We start from the raw sequence: 19,064 nt of genomic DNA on the forward strand, positions 1-19,064 counted from the left end.
ATGGCGCGAATCGCGGTGGTGGGCAGCATCAATATGGATCTGGTGACGACCGTGGGGCGGCGGCCGGAGGCCGGGGAGACGGTATCCGGGGACGGGTTCGCGCTGGTGCCGGGCGGGAAGGGCTCGAATCAGGCGATCGCGGCGCGCCGGGCCGGCGCGGAGGTCGAGTTCGTCGGCTCGGTCGGGTCCGATGTGTTCGCGGACGCGCTGCGAAAGGCGTTGCGGGAGGACGGGGTCGGGGTCGCGCGGCTGCGGGAGGTGGACGGGCCGTGCGGGATCGCCACCATCGTGGTGGACGCGGGCGGCGAGAACACCATCATCGTGGTGGCGGGGGCCAACGGTCGGATGACGGAATTGAGCGCGGCGGATCTGGAGACTGTCGGGGCCGCGGATGTGCTGCTGTGCCAGTTGGAGATTCCGGTGCCGACGGTGCTCGCGGCCGCCCGGCACGCGCGGGCCAACGGCACCGTGGTGCTGTTGAATCCCTCTCCGGTGCGGGACCTTCCGGACGAGGTCTGGGCCGAGGTCGATATCGCCGTGGTCAACGAGGGGGAGGCCGCGCGCCTGGAGTCCGCGTTGCGCGACGTCCCGCACGTCGTCACCACCCTCGGCGGTGCGGGCGCGTCCTATCGCGGTCCCGGTGGGCTCGCGCTCTCCCACCCGGGTTTTCCGGTGCGGGTGGTGGACACCACCGGTGCGGGCGACACGTTCACCGGAGCGCTCGCCGCGCACTGGCACGAGGGTCCGGCGGCCGCGCTCGCCTGGGCCTGCGCGGCCGGGGCCCTGGCCACCACGAAATTGGGCGCCAGCGCATCGGTTCCGGCGGCGGACGAGGTCGAGGCGGTACTCGCGGCGGCCGGCGCGCGATAGCCGAATGTGATGATGGGCTGAGGCTCGACGAAAGGGTGTGGCATGTCGCTGCGGCATGGGTTGCTGGGGTTGCTGGCGGAGGGCCCGGCCAGCGGGTACGACCTGGCCCAGCGGTTCCAGGAGGCGCTGGGCCCGGTGTGGCCCGCCCGGCATCCCAAGATCTACGCCGAACTGGGCAAGCTGGCCCAGGCCGGGATGATCGAGATCGACAGCGAGGGCGCCCGGGGCCGCAAGGCGTACCGGATCACCGAGTCGGGCCTGACCGAGGTGCGCCGCTGGCTGGTCGAGGAGGAGGTCGACCACACGCTGCGGGTGGAACCCCTGCTGCGGTCGTTCTTCTCCTGGCTGATGGAACCCGCCGATCTGGACGAGCATCTGGAGCGCGAGGCCAGGTTCTTCGGCGACACCGCGGCCATGTACCGGGAGCTCGCGCTGGCCAAGGACCGCGGCGATTTCGGCGACGACCCGCACGCCAAGTCCAAGCGCATCACGGTCGAGGCGGGGATCCGGCTGTACGAGGCGCTGGCCGAATGGGCGGAGTGGGCGCGCGACGAGATCGCCGAGGATCGGTAAACACCGGCACCACACCGGAATTCGCATCGACAGGGGCACTCGCATCCATTGACATGTCCCTTGGGACATGTACCCTTGTTCATGTACCCGGGTACATGCGAATCAACCGCGACTCGATCCGAGGCTTCCCATGACAGCACCCACCAACGTGCGCGCCATCCTGCTGACCGGCGCGAACGGCGGCATCGGCCGCGCCTGCGCACAGGCCCTGGCCGCCAAGGGATTTCACGTCTACGCCGGTGTCCGCACACCGGCGCCCGAGCTCGATGCCCCCGGCATCACCCAGATCACCCTCGATGTCACCGACCCCGGCAGCGTCGCCGCGGCCGCCGAGTACATCGACAAATCCCAGGACGGGCACGGCCTGCACGCCGTGATCAACAATGCGGGCGTGCTCGTGCAGGGCCCCGTCGAACTGGTGCCCATCGAGGAATGGCGCCGCCAGTTCGAGGTCAATGTGCACGGCCCCGTGCGCGTCATCCAGGCGTTCCTGCCGCTGCTGCGCGCGGGCGGGGGCCGCATCGTCAATGTCAGCGCGGCCAGCGCCCGGGCCGCCTTCCCGTTCCTGGGCCCGATCGGCGCGAGCAAGTCCGCGCTGGAGTCGTATTCGGAATCACTGCGGGTCGAGCTGGCCCCGTGGCGTATCCCGGTGTCGATCGTGCAGCCCGGGGCCATGCGCACCGAGATCTTCGCCAAGTCCACCGCCGCCGCCGAATCCGCACGGGCACAGTCCGATCCGCGGACGGTGCAACTCTACGAACGCCAGCTCGTCGCCTTCGAGGCGGCAGCCGCCGGACAGCGGTACGCCCCGCCGGAGGTCGCGGCCGCCGCCATCGTCCGCGCCGCCGCGGCCCGGCGACCGAAAGCCGTCTATGTCGCGGGAACCGATGCGCGGCTGGCGGTGTGGCTGTCCCGCATCCCGGCCCGGCTGCGGGACAGTGTCTTCCAGCACGCGCTCGGCCTGTCCGACATCGAACCCGCCCCCGCCCACTGAATCAGGAATCGAACACATGGATCTGGGACTCACCGGGCGAACCGCCCTCATCACCGGCGCGTCCGCCGGTATCGGCGCGGAGATCGCGCGCGTGCTGGCCGCCGAGGGCTGCCACCTGCATCTCGCCGCCCGCGGCAAGGAACGCCTCGACGACCTCGCCGAGCGGCTGCGCGCCGTACACGGCGTCGAGGTCCACACCCACCCCGCCGACCTGCGCGAGGCCGCCGATATCGAGCGGCTCGCGGCGCTCGCCGGCGCACCGGACATCCTGGTGAACAATGCCGGCGACATGCCCGGCGGTTCCCTCGCCGCGGTCGACGAGCAGGCCTGGCGGCACGGGTGGGAGCTGAAGGTGTTCGGCTACATCAACCTGAGCCGCCTCGTCTACGACCGCATGAAGGAACAGGGCCGGGGCGTGGTCGTGAATGTGATCGGCGCGGCGGGCGAACGTCCTGACGCCGAGTACATCGCGGGCAGCACCGGCAATGCCGCGCTCATGGCCTTCACCCGCGCGCTGGGCAGTCGCAGCTGGCGCGACGGCATCCGGGTGGTCGGCATCAATCCGGGTCCGGTGGCCACGGCGCGCATCGCCGCGCTCATCGAGCACAATGCCCGCTTCGCCGAGATGGCCGCCGACTTCCCCTTCGGCCGCCCGGCCCATCCGCGCGAGATCGCCGACATGGCAGCGTTTCTCGCTTCGGACCGGTCGGGCTACACCACCGGCACTGTCGTCACCATCGACGGTGGTCTGAGCCTGATCTGACGCTCAGACGGCCGTCTTCGTCGCGGTGTGCAGGGCGACGAGGTCGGCCATCTGCCGGCCCACGCGTTCCAGGGGTGCGGTCGATCGGGTCGCCAACGACATGACGACCGCGCCCTCGACCGCGGCGATGATGGTGGTCGCCAGAGCCAGGGCGGTGGCCGGTTCCACCTGCTCGGCTTCCAGGCGGGTGGCGAGGATGGTCTCCCATTCCTGGAAGGTCTCCCCCGCCACGTCGGCGGCCTCCGGGGATTCCGAGCGGCCCAGGGCGGCGGCGGTGATCGGGCAGCCGGCGGCGAAATCGCTCGAGACCAGCACGTCTCGCCACAGGGCCGGGAAGGCCGCGATGGCGTTGGCGAGGTCGGTGCTCGTGGTGACGGTGCGCATGAGGGCGCTGGTGGCCTTCCCGGCGGCGCGGGTGGCCTCGGCGATCAGTTCGGATTTGCCCCCGGGGAAGTTCAGGTAGATCGACCGCCGTGAGATGCCGCTGTGCTCGAGCAGCTGGGCGATGCCTGTTCCGGCGATGCCGTTGCAGCGCATCAGAGCGATGGCGCTGTCGATGAGGCGGTCGCGGGCACCCATGGTCGATTCCTCCTTGTTGTATACCGATCGGTGTACTACCGTCAGTGATACACCGATTGGTCTACCGAGTGTAGTCCGCCGATCAGCACTTCGACGAGGAATCGGAGCACCCATGCCCCCGGCAGCCCCACAGCCGACCCTGTCCGATCCCCTGCCCCTGGCCAGCGGGCAGGTGCTACCCAATCGCATTATGAAGTCGGCCCTGAGCGAGGGATTGGCGAATGGCGACAATGCCCCCGACGAGCGCCTGGAACGCCTCTACGGGCAGTGGAGTCGCGGCGGCTACGGCCTGATCGTCACCGGCAATGTCATGGTCGACCGACGGCACTGCGGCGAACCCGGCAATGTGGCCATGGAGGACGAACGCCACCTGGGCGCGCTCACCCGCTGGGCAAAGATCGCCAAGGAGGGCGGCGCGAAGGTCTGGGTGCAGCTGAATCATCCCGGACGGCAGGCCAATCCGATCGTCACCCGCACCCGCGCGGTCGCCCCCTCCGCCGTCGCGGTGGGCATTCCGGGCATCCCCGCCCCGCGCGCGCTGACCGAGGACGAGATCCTCGACATCATCGCCCGCTTCGGCGCCGCCGCCCGGGTCGCCGAGGCCGCCGGGTTCGACGGCGTGCAGATCCACGGCGCGCACGGCTATCTCGTCTCCCAGTTCCTGTCCCCGCTGTCCAATCAGCGCACCGACGCCTGGGGTGGTGACGCGGAACGGCGGCGGCGCTTCGTGCTCGGGGTGGCGCGGAGCATCCGCGCGGCGGTGAGCCCCGGGTTCGGCGTGGGCATCAAGCTCAACTCCGCGGACTTCCAGCGCGGCGGATTCACCGAGGAGGAGTCGCGCGCGGTCATCGAGCAGCTGTCCACCGAGCAGCTGGATCTGATCGAGATCAGCGGCGGCAGTTACGAATCCCCCGCCATGCTGAACCGTCCCAGCACCGTGTCGGCCAGCACCCGCGCCCGCGAGGCGTACTTCCTGGACTACGCGGGCACCGCCCGGCGGGCCGCGGGCTCGGTACCGATCGCGGTGACCGGCGGCTTCCGGTCCCGCTCGGCCATGTCCGAGGCGCTGTCCGAGGGGGCCTGCGACGTGATCGGCCTGGGCCGCCCGACCGCGGTGGTCCCGACCGCCGCGGCCGACCTGATCACCGAGCGCACCGACACCTTGCGGTCCCCGCACATCACTTTGAGCCTGCCGCCGCGCCTGGCCGCCAACCGCGGGCTCAAGGCCATGGACGGCGCGGTCGACCTGCAGTGGCACACCGATCAGCTGCACCTGCTCGGCGCGGGCAGCGCCCCGGATCCGGACCGTTCGCCGTGGCGGACCGCGGTCATCATGCTGCGCCGCAATGGTTTCGACGCCTTCCGCAGCAAGCGGCCCGCCGCGCCCCGCAGCGCCGCCGCGCGGGCCGCCCGCAAGTTCCGGATCGAGCGGGCCGTCGGCCGCGCGGTCATGAACCCGACCGTGCGCGCGCTCGACAAGGTCGGCATCCGCACCAGCTTCGCCAGCGAGATCGAGACCGTGGGCCGGAAATCCGGGCAACCGCGCCGGGTTCCGGTGTCCCTGCTGTTCGACGACGAGGGCGCGTGGGCCATCTGCCAGCACGGGCTGCGCTCGGGCTGGGGCCTGAACATCTCCGCCGACCCGAATGTCCGGGTCCGGCAGGGTGATCGCTGGCGCACCGGCACCGCGGTCCTGCTCCCCGACGACGATGTGGTGGCCCGCACCCGCAGCTTCGCCCCGCATCCGGTGTTGGCTCCGTTCGCCCGCGCCGCCTTCGCGGCCCTGGAGAGCGATCCGGTGACGGTGCGAATCACTTTCACCGACAATTGATTCGAATCCGGGTGGCCGTTCCGGTGCGGCCACCCGGCTTTCGTTATCGGGAATTTATTTTCCTGTGATATGATGTCAACGGAGACGAATTCTTCTGTCTACCATCGTTTCTCATGGACGATAAAAGCCCGAGCAGGACCGCGATGATAGCGGCCGCCGGTCGCGCCGCACATTTGATCGTGGACAGCGCACCGCATCTCTTCCATGACACCGTGGCCGAGAGACTGCTGGGCGAGCGCGCCCCCGAACTGCTCTCCTATCACCGGAATTCCGGTGATCACCCGGTGCTCAGCGGCACCCGGTCCCAGGTCAGCGCGCGCAGTCACTACACCGAGGCGCGGGTCGCGGCGGGCGGGTTCGCGCAGTACGTGATCCTGGGCGCGGGCCTGGACACCTTCGCCTACCGGTCACCGCTGGCCGGGGCGGTCGCCGTCTACGAGGTGGATCATCCCGCGACCCAGACGTGGAAGCGGGAGCTGCTCGCCGAGGCCGGAATCGGCACGGAGACCGTCGAATTCGTGGGCGTCGACTTCGAGAGCGACGACCTGTACACGGAACTGACCGCCTGCGGCTTCGACCCGTCGCGCCCCGCCCTGGTGAGCTGGCTGGGCGTCACCATGTACCTCACCGAGCCCGCCATCGCGGCCACCCTGGCCACCCTCGCGCGTCTCGCGCCCGGCACCGAACTGGTCCTGGAGTACGCGCTGCCGCCGGAGCTGCGCGACGAGTCCGGGCAGGTCTACGGCAAATTCGCGCAGGCGGCCACCGCCCAGCAGGGCGAGCCGATGCGCAGCATGTTCTCCCCGGAATCGGTGACGGCCCTGCTCGCACGGCACGGATTCACCGTGGCGGACCATGTCTCGCAGCGTGAGGCCGTCGATGCCGCCCTGTGGCAGCGCACCGACGGTCTGCGCCCGATCGACTTCTGCCGCCTGGTGCGCGCTCAGAGGTGAGGCCGGACCAGGATCTGGATGTGGTCGTCGGGATTGCGCAGTGCTTCGATCGCGTCGGCGACCCCGTCCAGTCCCACCTGATCGGTGATGAGCGAGGCGGCGTCCACGGTGCCGTCGGCGATGCGGCGCAAGGTCTTCGCGTACTCCTCCTGCGGGTAGACCATGCACATCTGCAACGAGATGTCCTTGTAGAGGCCGACGACGGGCCGGATGACGTCGTCGGTCATGACCGCGCCGATCTGCAGGATCGCGGTCTCGCGCGGCACCTTGTACATGAGGTCGTTGAGCAGGCCGGGCACCGCGGCGCACACCCACACGTGCAGCTTCTGACCGGGCGCGGCCAGCTCCTGCCAGACCTCCACCGGATCCTCGACGGCCGGGTCCACCACCCGGTGCGCGCCCATCCGCAACGCGGCTTCGCGGCGCAGCTTCGAGGGGTCCGAGGCGACGATCGGGGCGACGCCGCGTTCGGCCAGCGCGGCCACCGCGCCCAGACCGACGGGGCCGCAACCGATCACGATGCCGGTGCCGTCCGGCCCGATCCCGGTGCGGGCGACATTGCCGAAGCCGACGGCGAGGGGTTCGGTGAGGGCGGCGACGTGCGGGGGCACGTGGTCGGGAATCGGTTCGAGCGCCATGGCCTGCAACACCATGCGCTCGCCGAACCCGCCGGGGAACTCGTTGGAGTAGCCGATGCCGTGGATGCCGCCCGCGCGGTCCAGCGCCCAGGGCAGCGCGACCACGGCCTGCCCCTCGACGAACGGCGTGTCCGGTCCGGCGCCGATGACCCGGGCCGACAGCTCGTGGCCCAGCACCAGGTCCCGGCACGGATCGAACAGGAAGGTCGGCACCCCGCTGTCCCGGGAGGCCTGGAGGAACTCGTCGGTGTAGTCGAGGGCCTGCTTGTCGGACCCGCAGATCCCGCAGGCGATGGTCTCGACCAGCACCTGTCCCGGACCGGGCACCGGTTCCGGAATCTCGTCCACGACGAGCTTCCGGTTCCGCATGACTACCGCGCGCATGTTTCTTCCTACCTCGGGCCAGGGTGCCGACCGCGAATCCACTGTCCTAGCCGCGGGCCCATTCGTGGCCCCAGTAGCTGTCGGCGGTCATCTCCTCGGCCACGTAGTCGTCGCCGACGAGCATGCCCTCACAACCGAATTCGAGGTCCCAGTTGCCGGGGGTGCGCACGTAGAAGGAGATCATCTTGTCGTTGGTGTGGCGGCCCAGCGTCGAGGACAGGTGGTAGCCCGCCTTGTTGACGCGGTCCAGCGCGCGGCCGACATCGTCGAGCGAGTCGACCTCGACCATGACGTGCACGATGCCGGGGCCGTCCGGGCGCGAGCCGGGGATCAGCGCCAGGCTGTGGTGGCGCGGGTTGACGCCCATGAAGCGGATCCAGATCGGGTGCTCGGGCGGGCCGACGCGGAACGAGCCGCGCGAGGCGAAACCGAGGACCTCGGTGTAGAACTCGCGGGCTTCCTCGATGTCGCGCACCGGCAGCACCACGTGGCCCAGGCCCAGATCGCCGGTGACGAAGCGGTTGCCGAACTTGGAGACCACCGGGCTGTGGTCCAGCAGCGGGCCGTGGAAGACCTCGATGGTGAAGCCGGACGGGTCGACGAAGGAGATGGCCTCCTCGACGTGCCGGTTCACGGCCTCGGCGACCGAGAGGGTGGTGACCTCGATCTTGGCCTGCTCCAGGATCTCCCGCACCAGGTTCAGCGAGCGCCGGTCCGCGACCTGCCAGCCGACGGCGATGACCGCGTCGCGGTCGCCGGGCACCAGTTCCAGGCGGTAGGTGTGCTCGTCGACGCGCAGGTAGATCGAGTCCGGGTTGGGGCCGGTGCCCTCGGCGAAACCGATGGTGTCGAAGGCGAACGCGCGCCAGGCGTCCACATCGGCGATGTGGGCGCGCACGTAGCCGAGCGAGGCGAAGGCAGCCATGGTGATACTCCTCGGGAGATTCGGGATATCAGGAATAGGTGACGGTGACGTCGTCGGTGACCGGAACGGCCTGGCAGGCGAGCACATAGCCGTCGGCGATGTCCTCTTCTTCCAGAATCTCGTTGCGGCGCATGGTGACCTCGCCGGTCAGGACGCGGCACACGCAGGCGCTGCACGCGCCTTCCTTGCACGAGTACGGGGCGTCCAGTCCCTTGGCGAGCATGGTGTCGAGCAGGGTCTGCTGACGCGGCCAGGGCATTTCGTGGTTCTCGCCGTCGAGTTCGACCTGCACGGTCGCGGCGTCGCCGTCGTCGATCACGACCTCGCTCGCGGCGGGGTCGACCTCGAACGGGTTGCCGGACAGCGACACGAACTTCTCGGCGTGCACGCGCTTGCGGTCGGCGCCCAGCTCGGTCATGGCGGCGGCGACCGCGTCCATGAACGGGCCGGGACCACAGACGAAGACCTCCCGGCCCGCCCACGGCCGTGCCAGCGCGGCCAGGGTGGCCACGCTCGGCAGGCCTTGCACGGACTGCAGCCAGTGCAGCACCAGCAGCCGATCCGGGTGCGCGGCAGCCACTTCCGCGAGTTCCTCGGCGAAGATGACCGAGTTCTCGTGCTGGTTGGCGTAGATCAGCGTGCAGTGGCCGGTGCCCTGCGCCAGCACGGATTTCAGGATGGACAGCACCGGGGTGATGCCGCTGCCGCCGGCGAACAGCAGCAGGTCGGTGTCCAGTGAGTCGGGGGTGAAGATGCCGGCGGGCGGCAGCACGTCCAGGGCCAGGCCCTCGGCGGCGTTGTCGCACAGCCAGTTCGAGCCGTAGCCGTCGACGGTCCGCTTGACGGTGACCTTCAGCGGGCCGCCCTCGTGCGGGGCGCTCGACAGCGAGTAGCAGCGGCTGACCGAGCCGGTCAGGTCGCTGGGGATGCGCAGGGTGAGGAACTGGCCCGGACGGTAGGAGAACCGTTCGGTGTGCGCGGCGTCGGGAACGAGTTCGAGCGACACCGCGTCGGCGGTCTCGCGCACCACGCGCACGATCGTCGCCGATGTGATCCCGCTCACCTGAGCGGTCGCCAGGGCCTCGTCTACCTCGAAGTCTGTGACCGTCATCCGTTCCACCAGTTCCATTCCTGTGCTGTTCGTTTCGAACCCGCCCAGGCGGGTATCAGTAAACCGGGGCCGACCGCCGACGATGTCGGAAGGCCCACCCGGAGGAGGCCGGCCCGCGGCGGGCCGGCACTCACTCAGGCCTGAGTTCGCCCGCGGGTCTGTACGTCCGCATCCCGCGTGCTGACCGTCAGCGCACCCGAGGCGACCGCCTCGTCGATGCTGGCCCGCAGCTCACGGCAGGTGTGCGAACGCAACCCGGTCTGCTCGAGTTCCGTGCACGCGGCCTGCGCGTCCTTGTTCCACTGCACGCTGGTGTGCTGGTCGCTGAACTTCTCCACCAGCACGCAGGTCCCGCAGGACCGGCACGAAACCTCGTCCATGGCAATGCCTCTCAGGCGTTCGCGGCAGCGTCGCGCTTGGCCAGGTTGTCGGCGACCTCGGCCTCCCACGCGGTGACCGCGCGGGTGGTGTCCACCTCGAACTCGAAGCGGTCGGTCATCTCGTCCGCGACCTCGGCCGCGTCCACGTAGAACTGCTCGTACCAGCGACGCAGCTGGTAGACCGGGCCGTCCTCCTCGCACAGCAGCGGGTTGTTGATCCGCGACTTGCGCTTCCAGATGGCCGCGTCCTGCTCGAAGCCCTTGCCCAGGCCGCCGACGAACTTGGCGGCGATCTCCGCGGCCTGCTCGGCCGGGACGCCCTCGGGCTTCTTGGCGATCGCGCCGTACTGCAGCACGAACTGGTTCTCGTTGATCGGGTAGTGGCAGTTGATCAGGTAGCCCTCGACCACGAGACCGTTCGGGCTCTCGCTCTTGAGGTAGTCGATCATGTAGGACGGCCCGTAGTAGGAGGCCTCCGACTGCAGCACGTTCTTGCCGCCCAGCGCCTTGGCGGTCTCGCCCATCATGTCCTCGCGCGACACGGAGGTCATGTACTGGCTGGCGGTGTGGCCCTCGAAGACGTTCTTGAAGAAGGTCGGGAAGCCGTAGTGCACGTAGAAGAAGTGCGCCATGTCCACGACGTTGTCGACGACCTCGCGGCAGTTGGCGTCGACGATCATGGAGTTCCAGGTCCAGTCGGTCCACTCGTCGCTGAAGGCGGCGTCGATGCGCGGGATGGCCAGCTCGGCGGGCGGCTGCTTGTTCTCCGGGTCGTGCCAGACGAACAGCATCTGGTTCTCGACCATGGTCGGCCACGCCTTGGTGCGGGCCAGCGGGGGCACGCGGCGCGCGTAGGGGATGCCGGTGCACTTGCCCTTGCCGTTCCAGCGCCAGTCGTGGAACGGGCACGCGATGGAGTCGCCCTTGACGGTGCCGTCGGCCAGGTTGCCGCCCATGTGGGGGCAGTAGGCGTTGAGCACGTTCAGCTCGCCGTTCTCGGTCGCGAACACCACGATCTCGGTGCCGAAAGCCGTGACGGTGTGCGGCTTTCCGTCGCGGAAGGAGTCGGCCAGGCCCAGGCAGTGCCAGCCGCGCGCGAATCGAGCCGGGGGCTTCCCCGCATCGATGACTCGCACCTCACTGTCCGTGGTGGTCATGTGAATTCCTCTCCCTTGCCTTGCTTCGATGGTTGCGGCCGGTGTGACGGTGACGACAGCGCAGTCTCACTGGCCGGGCGGTGACTACTGATAGTCGAGACGGGCCCGTTTACGGATGCTCGAGACGACCGAACGCGGCGCGGTAGAACAGCAGCGGCTTGGCTTCGGAATGTTCATTCAAGCAGGTCACGCGTCCGATGACGATGGTGTGGTCGCCGCCGTCGGCCTCGTCGTAGAGCTCGCAGTCGATCGACGCCATGGCGCCCGCGAGCAACGGCGAACCGTTCTCCGAGGGGGCCCACCCGACGCCCGCGAACTTGTCCGGGCCGGGGCGGCCCAGCTGCCGGCAGAGCTCGGCCTGGTCGTCGGCCAGAATGTTGACACAGAACCGCCCGATCTCGCGGATGCGCGGCCACGTGCTCGAGCTGCGTGCCGGGAAGAAGCTCACCAGCGGCGGGTCGATGGACAGCGATGCGAACGACTGGCAGGCGAAACCGAGCGGCTCGTCCTCGTCGAGGGCGGTGATCACGGTGACCCCCGAGCAGAAACGCCCGAGGACGGTCTTGAAGGCCGTCGCGTCGATGGCCGGGGTCTGATCGAGCACCGGCTCCTCCTTATTTCGATCCGAAATATAGCTAGCAGTCATGACAGCAGGTCGTGAGCAGGAGGCGTCAACACGGTGGTTCGGTGATCGGGACACGGATCCGTAGGTTTTACGTAGTTCTCCCGATTCCGCAGGTTGTGGCGTGCGGCACTGTGATGGGTAGCACAAGGTCCGAGCTAGGTACATGCCTAATCGGAATAGCCCCATCCGATACACCCAGCCCGGATATGAACCAACGGAGGTACATATGACCATCGCCATGCTGCCGCCCGCGGATACTCGACACCCCCACAACCCCATGCGCGCCAAGGAATCTCGCGCGAGTGCCGAGGTCCCCGTCTCGATGATCGAGCGCATGACGCTGATCCTGGACGCCTTCGACGCCTCCACTCCGACCCTCACGCTGCTCGGTCTGGTCGAGCGCACCGGGCTGCCGCGGTCCACCGTGCACCGGATCCTCGACCAGATGATCAAGCTGCGCTGGCTGGCCCACACCTCGGGCGGCTACCGGCTGGGCATGCGCGCCCTCGAGCTGGGCGGCCTGACCGCCGACCACAACGAGATCCGCGACGCCGTCTCCCCGCTGCTGCACGAGCTGAGCCAGCGCACCGGCATGGTCGGCCACCTGGCCGTGCTCGACGGCCGCGACGTGGTCTACCTGGACAAGGCCGGCGGCCGCTTCGCCGCGAGCCTGCCCACCCGCCTGGGTGGCCGGATGCCCGCGCACGCGACCGCTCTCGGCAAGGCCATGCTGGCCTGTCTCGAGCCCAATATCGCCGAGGCCGCGCTGCGCACCCGCCTGCCGCGCCTGACCCCGCGCACCATCTGCGAGCCCGAGGCGCTGACCCGCGAGCTGCAGCAGATCCGACTGCGCCAGGGCGTGGCCATCGACCGCGAGGAGGCCATCGCCGGCATCGCCTGCGTCGCCGCGCCGCTGCGGGGCCGGGGCACCGCGCCCGCCGCGCTGTCGCTGTCGGGTCGCGCCGAGGGCATGAGCTACGACCGGCTGGCCCGCGTCGTGCTCGAGGTCGCGCACGAGGCCGGCCGCACCCTGTTCCCGCGTCGCGCGCACTGGCGTTGATCGGAGCGGGCACATGCCGGGGCGATACAGTTCGATGATGATCGATGGCGTGCCGTCCGCGGAGGCGCGGGCGATTCCGGACCTGCCCACGACCGCGTGGGCGGTACTCGGAATGCTCTCGCATGCCGAGGAACTCTCCGGATACGACCTCAAGAAGTGGGCCGACTGGAGTCTGCAGTTCTTCTACTGGAGTCCCTCGTTCTCCCAGATCTACGCCGAGCTCAAGCGTTTGGAGAAGCACGGGTACGCGGTGTCGCGCACCGTGGTCTCCGAGGACGGCATGCGTGGCAAGCGCATGTACGCCATCACCGAGGCCGGGCGTGAGGCCGCCTCGGAGTGGGTGAACCACTCCCCCGTCGAGGCCCCGGTGCTCAAACACAGTGTGATGCTGCGGGCTTGGCTCGGTCATCTGGCCGAGCCGGACCGGATGCGCGAAATCCTGCAGCAGCACATCGAATACACCGAGACCATGCGCCGCCGGGCACAGGCCGACGCCGAGGGCGCGGACGTGAATCCGGATTGGGCCTACCCCAGCGCGGTCTTGCGGTGGTGCGTCAAGCATTACGAGGCGGAGAAGGAATTCGCAGAAGACCTGCTGTCAGATTTGGACAAATTGGCGAGACAGCGTAGCCGCCGGAAGGCCGCCAAGAAATAGATTTCGGTTGATTCCCACTGACCGGGCTTTGTGATGGGCGACACCCTCCAGTCGTGACACGGTTCACAGGATCGTAGTTACTACCCACCCTGGAGGACGCACTATGTCCACCTCCGTCGACACCGCGGTGCCGCCCGGAACTGCGCCTGACGACTCGGGTCGTCTCGATGGCGCGTCAAATCTGAGGATCTGGTCGGTCCTCGCCATCATCGTGCTGTTCACCGAGGTCGCCCCGATGCAGTACGTCATGGTCGCCTCCGCCTTGCGGCAGATCGCGCCCACCTTCCCCGACCAGGGCGCGAACATCAACTGGTCGATCATCGTCTTCGGTATCTGCGGCGCCGCCGTGTCCCCGCTGATCGGCAAGCTCAGCGACATCTGGGGCAAGAAGAAGATGTTCCTGCTCTGCGGCGTGCTGTTCCTGATCGGCACCGTGATGTGCGCCGTCACCAGCAACTGGGCGGTCTTCCTGACCGGACGCGCGCTCGAGGCCACCGCCATCGCGACGACCGTGGTGTCCTACGGCCTGATCCGCGACCTGATGCCGCGCCGCATGGTGCCCATCGGCCTCGGCATCGCCTCCACCGGCCTGGGCGTCTCCGCGCTCGCCGGACCGCTGATCGGCGGCTACATCACCGATCACACCAGCTGGCGCGGACTGTTCTGGTTCCTGGCCATCTTCACCCTGGTCATGATCCCGCTGCTGATCGTGGTCGTCCCGGAGTCGAAGCTGCGCACCCCGCAGCGCCTGGACATCATCGGCGCGGTGCTGCTCGGCGCGGGCGCCACCCTCACCCTGATCTACCTGGACAAGGGCCAGGACTGGGGCTGGACCAAGCCCTCCACCCTGGTGTGGCTGATCGGCGGCGTGGTGCTGCTCGCCCTGTTCCCCATCGTGGAGATGCGGGCCAAGAACCCGATCATGGACATGAAGCTGCTGTTCAACCCGCGCGTCAGCGTGGTGCTGTTCATCGGTCTGCTGGCCTCGTTCATGATCGGATACCAGTCCTACGCAACGGGTTACATGACCCAGTCGCCGCCGTCGTCGGAGGTCGTCGAGCAGGTCAAGGCCGGCACCTGGGAGCAGGTGAAGTCCGGTGCGCTGGCCCAGGCACAGGCGCAGGCGCTGACCCAGGCGCGGGCCCAGGGCCTGGCCCAGGCCGAGGCGCAGGCCAAGGCCGCCATGCCCCCGGGCATGGAGCTGCCGCCGGAGCTGGTCAAGCAGCTCACCGACAAGGTCAATGCCGCGGTGACTCCGGAGGTCGTGAACGCCCAGGTGCCGCCGGAGGCGGTGTACCAGCACCTGCCGCCGGACATGGTCAAGGTCGATCTGGAGCCGGGTTACACCTACGGTGACAACTTCTCGCTGCTGAAGTTCGCCACCCACCTGACGCTCGCACAGTCCTTGCTGGCCATGCTCTTCGGCTTCCTCGGCGGTCTGTGGATCCGGCGCTCCGGTGCCCGGATGCCGCTGGTGACGGCGTTGACCATCTTCGTCGGAGCGGGTCTGGCCTACGCGGCGCTGTCGCACGGCTGGCAGACCCAGGCGCTGATCGGCGCGGTGTTCGGCATCGCCTTCGGCCTGTACTACGCGTCCACGCCGAACCTGATCGTGGAAGGTGTTCCGGCGCAACAGCAGGGCATCAGCGCGGGCATGCTGGGCGTCATGCAGGCCATGGGCGCGGCGGTCGGCCTGGCCGTGGCGACCGCGTTCCTCAGCGCGAATCCGGTGAAGGCCGTGGTGTCGGTAACCGGCGCGCCGCCGGTCACCAAGGAGATCCCGATGCTGTACGCCGACAAGGGGTACGAGATCAGCTTCTACTTCGTGGCCATCTCGGCCGCGGTGGCGCTGGTCGGGGCGTTCATCATGAAGCACGGACGCACCCCGGCGACGGGCGGTACCGCGCACTGACCGCACGGTACTGATTGAAGGGAAAACGGCCCGGAGGCGATTGCCTCCGGGCCGTTTCCGTGCCCGCTCAGCGAGACCTGACCTCGATGTTCTCCGCCAGTCATATTTCTATTGGTAATAGGCCGCAAGCCCACAGTTCTGCAAGCCATCGTTCGTGCGGCCGGAGAGGTTGGTCGACGATGACCGGTGCACTGGACTCCATCGAGAGCGCGGTGGCGGCGGTGGCCCGCGGCGGCCTGGTGCTGGTCGTGGACGACGAGAACCGCGAGAACGAGGGCGATCTGATCCTGGCCGCCGAGCACGCGACCGCGGCGAACATCGCGTTCCTGGTGCGGCACACCAGCGGCGTCATCTGCGTGCCCATGACCGGCGAGGACTGCGACCGGCTCGGGCTGCCGCCCATGACCGCGGTCAACGAGGATCCCAAGGGCACCGCGTACACCGTCTCGGTGGACGCCGTCACCGGTGTCAGCACCGGCATCTCCGCGGCCGACCGGGCGCACACCATGCGCCTGCTGGCCGACCCGCGCACCACCGCCGAACAGCTCTCCCGCCCGGGTCACGTGTTCCCGTTGCGCGCCAACGACCGTGGCGTGCTGGGCCGTCCGGGCCACACCGAGGCCGCGGTGGACCTCATGCGCCTGGCCGGGCTGCGGCCCGCCGGCGTCATCGCCGAGGTGGTCACCGACGACGGCGGCATGGCCCGGCTCCCCGATCTGCTGATCCTGGCCAAGGAGTGGGACATCCCGCTGGTCTCCATCGCCGACCTGATCGAGTACCGGAAGCGGTTGGAGCACGGCATCTCCCGCGAGGTCGAGACCCGGATGCCCACCCGCTTCGGCGATTTCCGGGTCTACGGCTACGCCGACGCCCACACCGGCGCCGAGCACCTGGCCCTGGTCCTGGGCGATCCGTCGGGCGAGAACGCCCTGGCCCGAGTGCATTCCGAATGCCTGACCGGCGACGCCTTCGGGTCGCTGCGCTGCGACTGCGGCGAACAACTCGACGCCGCACTGGAGGCGGTGGCCGCCGCGGGCCGCGGGGTCGTGGTGTACCTGCGCGGTCAGGAGGGCCGGGGCATCGGGCTGCTCAACAAGCTGCGCGCCTACGAACTGCAGGACGGCGGGGCCGACACCGTGGACGCCAATGTCCGGCTCGGCCTGCCCATCGACGCCCGCGACTACCGGGCGGCCGCCCACATCCTGCGCGATCTGGGCGTGAATTCGGTTCGGCTGCTGAGCAACAACCCGGCCAAGCAGTCCGGGTTGCAGGCCCACGGCATCGCGGTGCCCGCCCGGATCCCGCTGCAGACCCAGCCGACCGAGCACAATGTGCACTATCTGACCACCAAGCGGGATCGGATGAGCCACCTGCTGACCGACATTCCCGCGGTCGGCTAGCGACCGGGCCGGTCGTCGTCGGGGCGGTGCTCGTCCCAGCGCAGCCCGAGCCGGAACGCCTGCAAGGCCGGTTTCGCCGGGGCGACCCAGGCTTGAAAACGCAAGTCCGACGGGTACTTCACGCCCGAACGGCGGATCGCGGCCTTGGTCTCGGCCGCCATCTGGCGGGCCGCGCCGATGCCGTGGTTGTACATCCGGCCGCGCGCGTGGTCGTCCTCGCGGACCTCGAGCCGGGACTGGGCGTTGGCGGCGAAGAAGCCCTGCGCGATCCAGTGCGGGCCATCGGCGAGGGTGATCACCCAGATCACGTGCGGGACAAGGGGATGCAGGACCGGCAGGTCCACCGTCAGCGACAGGAACAGGCGGTCGATGTGGTCCTCGAGCTCCTCGAGGGTGGCCGCGTCGGGCTCCTTGTCACCCAGCGCCCCGATGTCCCAGGCGCGCGACTCGTCCGGCCACGCCAGCCAGCACTCCCCCGGCCAGTGGTCCTCGTGGTATTCCCAGTCGAACTCGCGCTCGGTCTCGCGCGGGCCGCGCGGTTCGATCCGCAGGCTCACCTCGATCGGCCGGATCGACCGGCCCAGCGTCACGATCTCCCCGCCGCGCCACCACATCGCCTGTGCGCCAGGGCCGCCGACCAGGTCCGGTTCGCCCAGGACGCCGACGCAGTCGGCCAGCGCGGTGGTGAACACGTGATCGACCACGGCCGACCCGAGGGGATACGACAGCACGAGCTGTGTGAAGTCCCCGTACCCGAACCCCGGCGCGGTGGCCGAGCGCCGGGTCTCGACGGCGACGAGTTCGGCGCCGTCGACGGCCGCGAAGATCAGCCCGGCCGCGTCGTCGCGGGTCGAGTCCCAGGCCAATTTCGTGTAGATCCCGTCGATCTCGGCCCATGACCAGTCCGTGAGCTCGGTGGCCAGCAGCGCCGAGAGCGCTTCACCGAAGCCGCCCAGCGCCACTCGGCGACCGTAGTTGCGCGCCCACCACTCGTTCGCCTCCGCATCGCGTTGCCGCCGTTGCTCTTCCGTCGGGTGCCGGAAGTCTTCCCCAAGGTCTTCGCTCACCGGCGCAGCGTATGCGACGCCGGGGCGGGTTCGGGCAGGCTCACGGCAGCCAGCGCACCGCGGTCACCTCGCGCAGGTGGATCAGCACGTCGAAGGCCTCCGGCAGATCACGAATCGCCAAGTGCTCGTCGGCATCCCGGACCGGGTCGTAGACGCCGCTGATCACGCGCAACTTGGCCGGACCGGGGAGCGGTTCGGCGCGCAGATCCCGCCACAGTCGCGCCGGACCCGCCGCGCCCAGCCGCGCGTCCAGGAAATCCGGTGCCGGAGCGGGGATCTGGGCCACGCCCAGATCGCCGTGGTGGAATCCGATCGCCACCGCGGCGTAGCCGCGGCCGAAGTGGGCGCGCAGCACGCTGCCGACGCTCGCGGTCGCCTCCTGCCCCGCGGCGAGCCCGATCGCAGCGGCCCCGGCGGAGACGTGGGCGATGCCGTCCCAGTACACGGTGCGCGATCCGGTGCGCCGGATGTGATCGATGATCGTGGCCGCCCACCGCTCGCCGTCGCCGGCGAAGCTGCCCCGGCCCGCGACGCTGTTCCGATGGAACTCCTCGATCGAAGCCATTCGGGCGTGGACGGTCTCGCCGAGTTCGGGGATCGATGCCACCAGCGCCGAGGCGTCGTGGGCGTGGTCGCGGAAGCGGCGGCCCGGGTGGACGCCGCGGGCGCGCTGGACGTGTTCGTCGACGGTGTGCGCGGTGCGGATGGGGTCCAGGTGCGCGGCCAGCTCGGCGGCTCGATGCGGCGCGCGGGCGCGGACCGCGTCCAGGACGGTGTCGTAGTCCGCGGGTGTGGCCTGCGCCGGTTTGACACCGATGACGGCGACCTGATCGTCGGGGTGGGCCTGATTGAATTCCCGGATCCAGGTCAGGGCCTCCGCCATTTCCGCTGTGCGCCACGGCCGCCAGGACAGGTCCAGCGCGGAGACGGCGGTACCCGCGCCGGTGCGGACGTACGCGTCCAGGGTCGCGCCGACGTCGGCGCTGTCCTGCACGGCCAGGGTGCGGAAGCCGTGGCGCTCGACCAGGTTTCGGAAGATCGCGTCGCGCACGGCGAAGGTCTGCTGGGCGAACCGGGTGGACTCGCCGATGCCGACGACGACCGCGTGCGACAGCGAGCGCGCGAGGGTCTCGGCGGTCGTGTCATCGAAGGGCGTGACGGCGAGGGTGGTTTCGGTCGACATGACC

General features: G+C 69.4%; 19 protein-coding genes. 10 read left to right on the top strand and 9 right to left on the bottom strand.

Going from position 1 to position 19,064, the window contains the following annotated elements; genetic code table 11:
- From ABZ382_RS17955 to ABZ382_RS17970, 4 genes are all read left to right on the top strand, one after another.
- On the top strand, positions 1-870 hold the full coding sequence (locus tag ABZ382_RS17955; protein ID WP_357090043.1) for a ribokinase: 870 nt from the start codon (positions 1-3) through the stop codon (positions 868-870).
- Positions 871-912: 42 nt separating this feature from the next.
- The gene (locus tag ABZ382_RS17960; protein ID WP_357090046.1) at positions 913-1,443 is read left to right on the top strand and encodes a PadR family transcriptional regulator; all 531 of its coding nucleotides are present in this window, start codon (positions 913-915) and stop codon (positions 1,441-1,443) included.
- Between the two features lie 130 nt (positions 1,444-1,573).
- Positions 1,574-2,437: an SDR family NAD(P)-dependent oxidoreductase gene (locus ABZ382_RS17965; RefSeq protein WP_357090048.1), complete on the top strand. Its 864-nt coding sequence runs from the start codon at positions 1,574-1,576 to the stop codon at positions 2,435-2,437.
- A gap of 16 nt (positions 2,438-2,453) precedes the next feature.
- Entirely contained in the window at positions 2,454-3,200 is a 747-nt protein-coding gene (locus ABZ382_RS17970; RefSeq protein ID WP_357090050.1) for a short-chain dehydrogenase/reductase, read from the top strand.
- Between the two features lie 3 nt (positions 3,201-3,203).
- On the opposite strand, the gene ABZ382_RS17975 is transcribed toward ABZ382_RS17970, so the two are convergent.
- Positions 3,204-3,779, bottom strand: a complete 576-nt coding sequence (locus tag ABZ382_RS17975) for a TetR/AcrR family transcriptional regulator (RefSeq protein ID WP_357090053.1) — start codon at positions 3,777-3,779, stop codon at positions 3,204-3,206.
- Positions 3,780-3,891: 112 nt separating this feature from the next.
- Here ABZ382_RS17975 and ABZ382_RS17980 point away from each other — a divergent pair, with 112 nt between their 5' ends.
- Positions 3,892-5,610 (top strand): nitroreductase family deazaflavin-dependent oxidoreductase, encoded by a 1,719-nt coding sequence (locus tag ABZ382_RS17980; RefSeq protein WP_357090055.1) that lies wholly within the window; start codon positions 3,892-3,894, stop codon positions 5,608-5,610.
- Between the two features lie 143 nt (positions 5,611-5,753).
- Positions 5,754-6,563: an SAM-dependent methyltransferase gene (locus ABZ382_RS17985; RefSeq protein WP_357090721.1), complete on the top strand. Its 810-nt coding sequence runs from the start codon at positions 5,754-5,756 to the stop codon at positions 6,561-6,563.
- Here ABZ382_RS17985 and ABZ382_RS17990 read toward each other — a convergent pair.
- From ABZ382_RS17990 to ABZ382_RS18015, 6 genes are all read right to left on the bottom strand, one after another.
- On the bottom strand, positions 6,554-7,585 hold the full coding sequence (locus ABZ382_RS17990) for a zinc-binding dehydrogenase (RefSeq protein ID WP_357090058.1): 1,032 nt from the start codon (positions 7,583-7,585) through the stop codon (positions 6,554-6,556). The genes ABZ382_RS17985 and ABZ382_RS17990 overlap by 10 nt on opposite strands.
- Positions 7,586-7,631: 46 nt before the next feature.
- Positions 7,632-8,510 (bottom strand): VOC family protein, encoded by an 879-nt coding sequence (locus tag ABZ382_RS17995; RefSeq protein WP_357090061.1) that lies wholly within the window; start codon positions 8,508-8,510, stop codon positions 7,632-7,634.
- Between the two features lie 28 nt (positions 8,511-8,538).
- Positions 8,539-9,621, bottom strand: a complete 1,083-nt coding sequence (locus ABZ382_RS18000) for a ferredoxin--NADP reductase (RefSeq protein ID WP_357090064.1) — start codon at positions 9,619-9,621, stop codon at positions 8,539-8,541.
- Between the two features lie 134 nt (positions 9,622-9,755).
- On the bottom strand, positions 9,756-10,001 hold the full coding sequence (locus ABZ382_RS18005) for a hypothetical protein (protein WP_357090067.1): 246 nt from the start codon (positions 9,999-10,001) through the stop codon (positions 9,756-9,758).
- Positions 10,002-10,012: 11 nt separating this feature from the next.
- Entirely contained in the window at positions 10,013-11,158 is a 1,146-nt protein-coding gene (locus tag ABZ382_RS18010) for a Rieske 2Fe-2S domain-containing protein (RefSeq protein WP_357090069.1), read from the bottom strand.
- A 109-nt stretch (positions 11,159-11,267) separates the two neighbouring features.
- Positions 11,268-11,762 carry a flavin reductase family protein gene (locus ABZ382_RS18015; protein ID WP_357090072.1) on the bottom strand — a complete coding sequence of 165 codons (495 nt, stop codon included), beginning with the start codon at positions 11,760-11,762 and terminating at the stop codon, positions 11,268-11,270.
- A 247-nt stretch (positions 11,763-12,009) separates the two neighbouring features.
- Between ABZ382_RS18015 and ABZ382_RS18020 the strand changes: the two genes are divergently transcribed.
- The 4 genes from ABZ382_RS18020 to ABZ382_RS18035 all read left to right on the top strand — a co-directional run bounded on the left by ABZ382_RS18020 (position 12,010) and on the right by ABZ382_RS18035 (position 16,810).
- Positions 12,010-12,843 (top strand): IclR family transcriptional regulator, encoded by an 834-nt coding sequence (locus ABZ382_RS18020; protein ID WP_357090075.1) that lies wholly within the window; start codon positions 12,010-12,012, stop codon positions 12,841-12,843.
- A 37-nt stretch (positions 12,844-12,880) separates the two neighbouring features.
- On the top strand, positions 12,881-13,498 hold the full coding sequence (locus ABZ382_RS18025) for a PadR family transcriptional regulator (protein WP_357090078.1): 618 nt from the start codon (positions 12,881-12,883) through the stop codon (positions 13,496-13,498).
- A 103-nt stretch (positions 13,499-13,601) separates the two neighbouring features.
- Positions 13,602-15,410: an MFS transporter gene (locus ABZ382_RS18030; protein WP_357090081.1), complete on the top strand. Its 1,809-nt coding sequence runs from the start codon at positions 13,602-13,604 to the stop codon at positions 15,408-15,410.
- Between the two features lie 179 nt (positions 15,411-15,589).
- Complete coding sequence (locus ABZ382_RS18035; RefSeq protein WP_357090083.1) at positions 15,590-16,810, top strand: bifunctional 3,4-dihydroxy-2-butanone-4-phosphate synthase/GTP cyclohydrolase II; 1,221 nt, start codon at positions 15,590-15,592, stop codon at positions 16,808-16,810.
- Here ABZ382_RS18035 and ABZ382_RS18040 read toward each other — a convergent pair.
- Positions 16,807-17,877: a hypothetical protein gene (locus ABZ382_RS18040; protein ID WP_357090084.1), complete on the bottom strand. Its 1,071-nt coding sequence runs from the start codon at positions 17,875-17,877 to the stop codon at positions 16,807-16,809. The genes ABZ382_RS18035 and ABZ382_RS18040 overlap by 4 nt on opposite strands.
- Positions 17,878-17,917: 40 nt before the next feature.
- Entirely contained in the window at positions 17,918-19,060 is a 1,143-nt protein-coding gene (locus ABZ382_RS18045) for an erythromycin esterase family protein (protein WP_357090087.1), read from the bottom strand.
- Positions 19,061-19,064 lie beyond the last annotated feature (4 nt).

It is taken from the genome of Nocardia sp. NPDC005825 (genome assembly GCF_040630175.1).
GTDB lineage: Bacteria > Actinomycetota > Actinomycetes > Mycobacteriales > Mycobacteriaceae > Nocardia.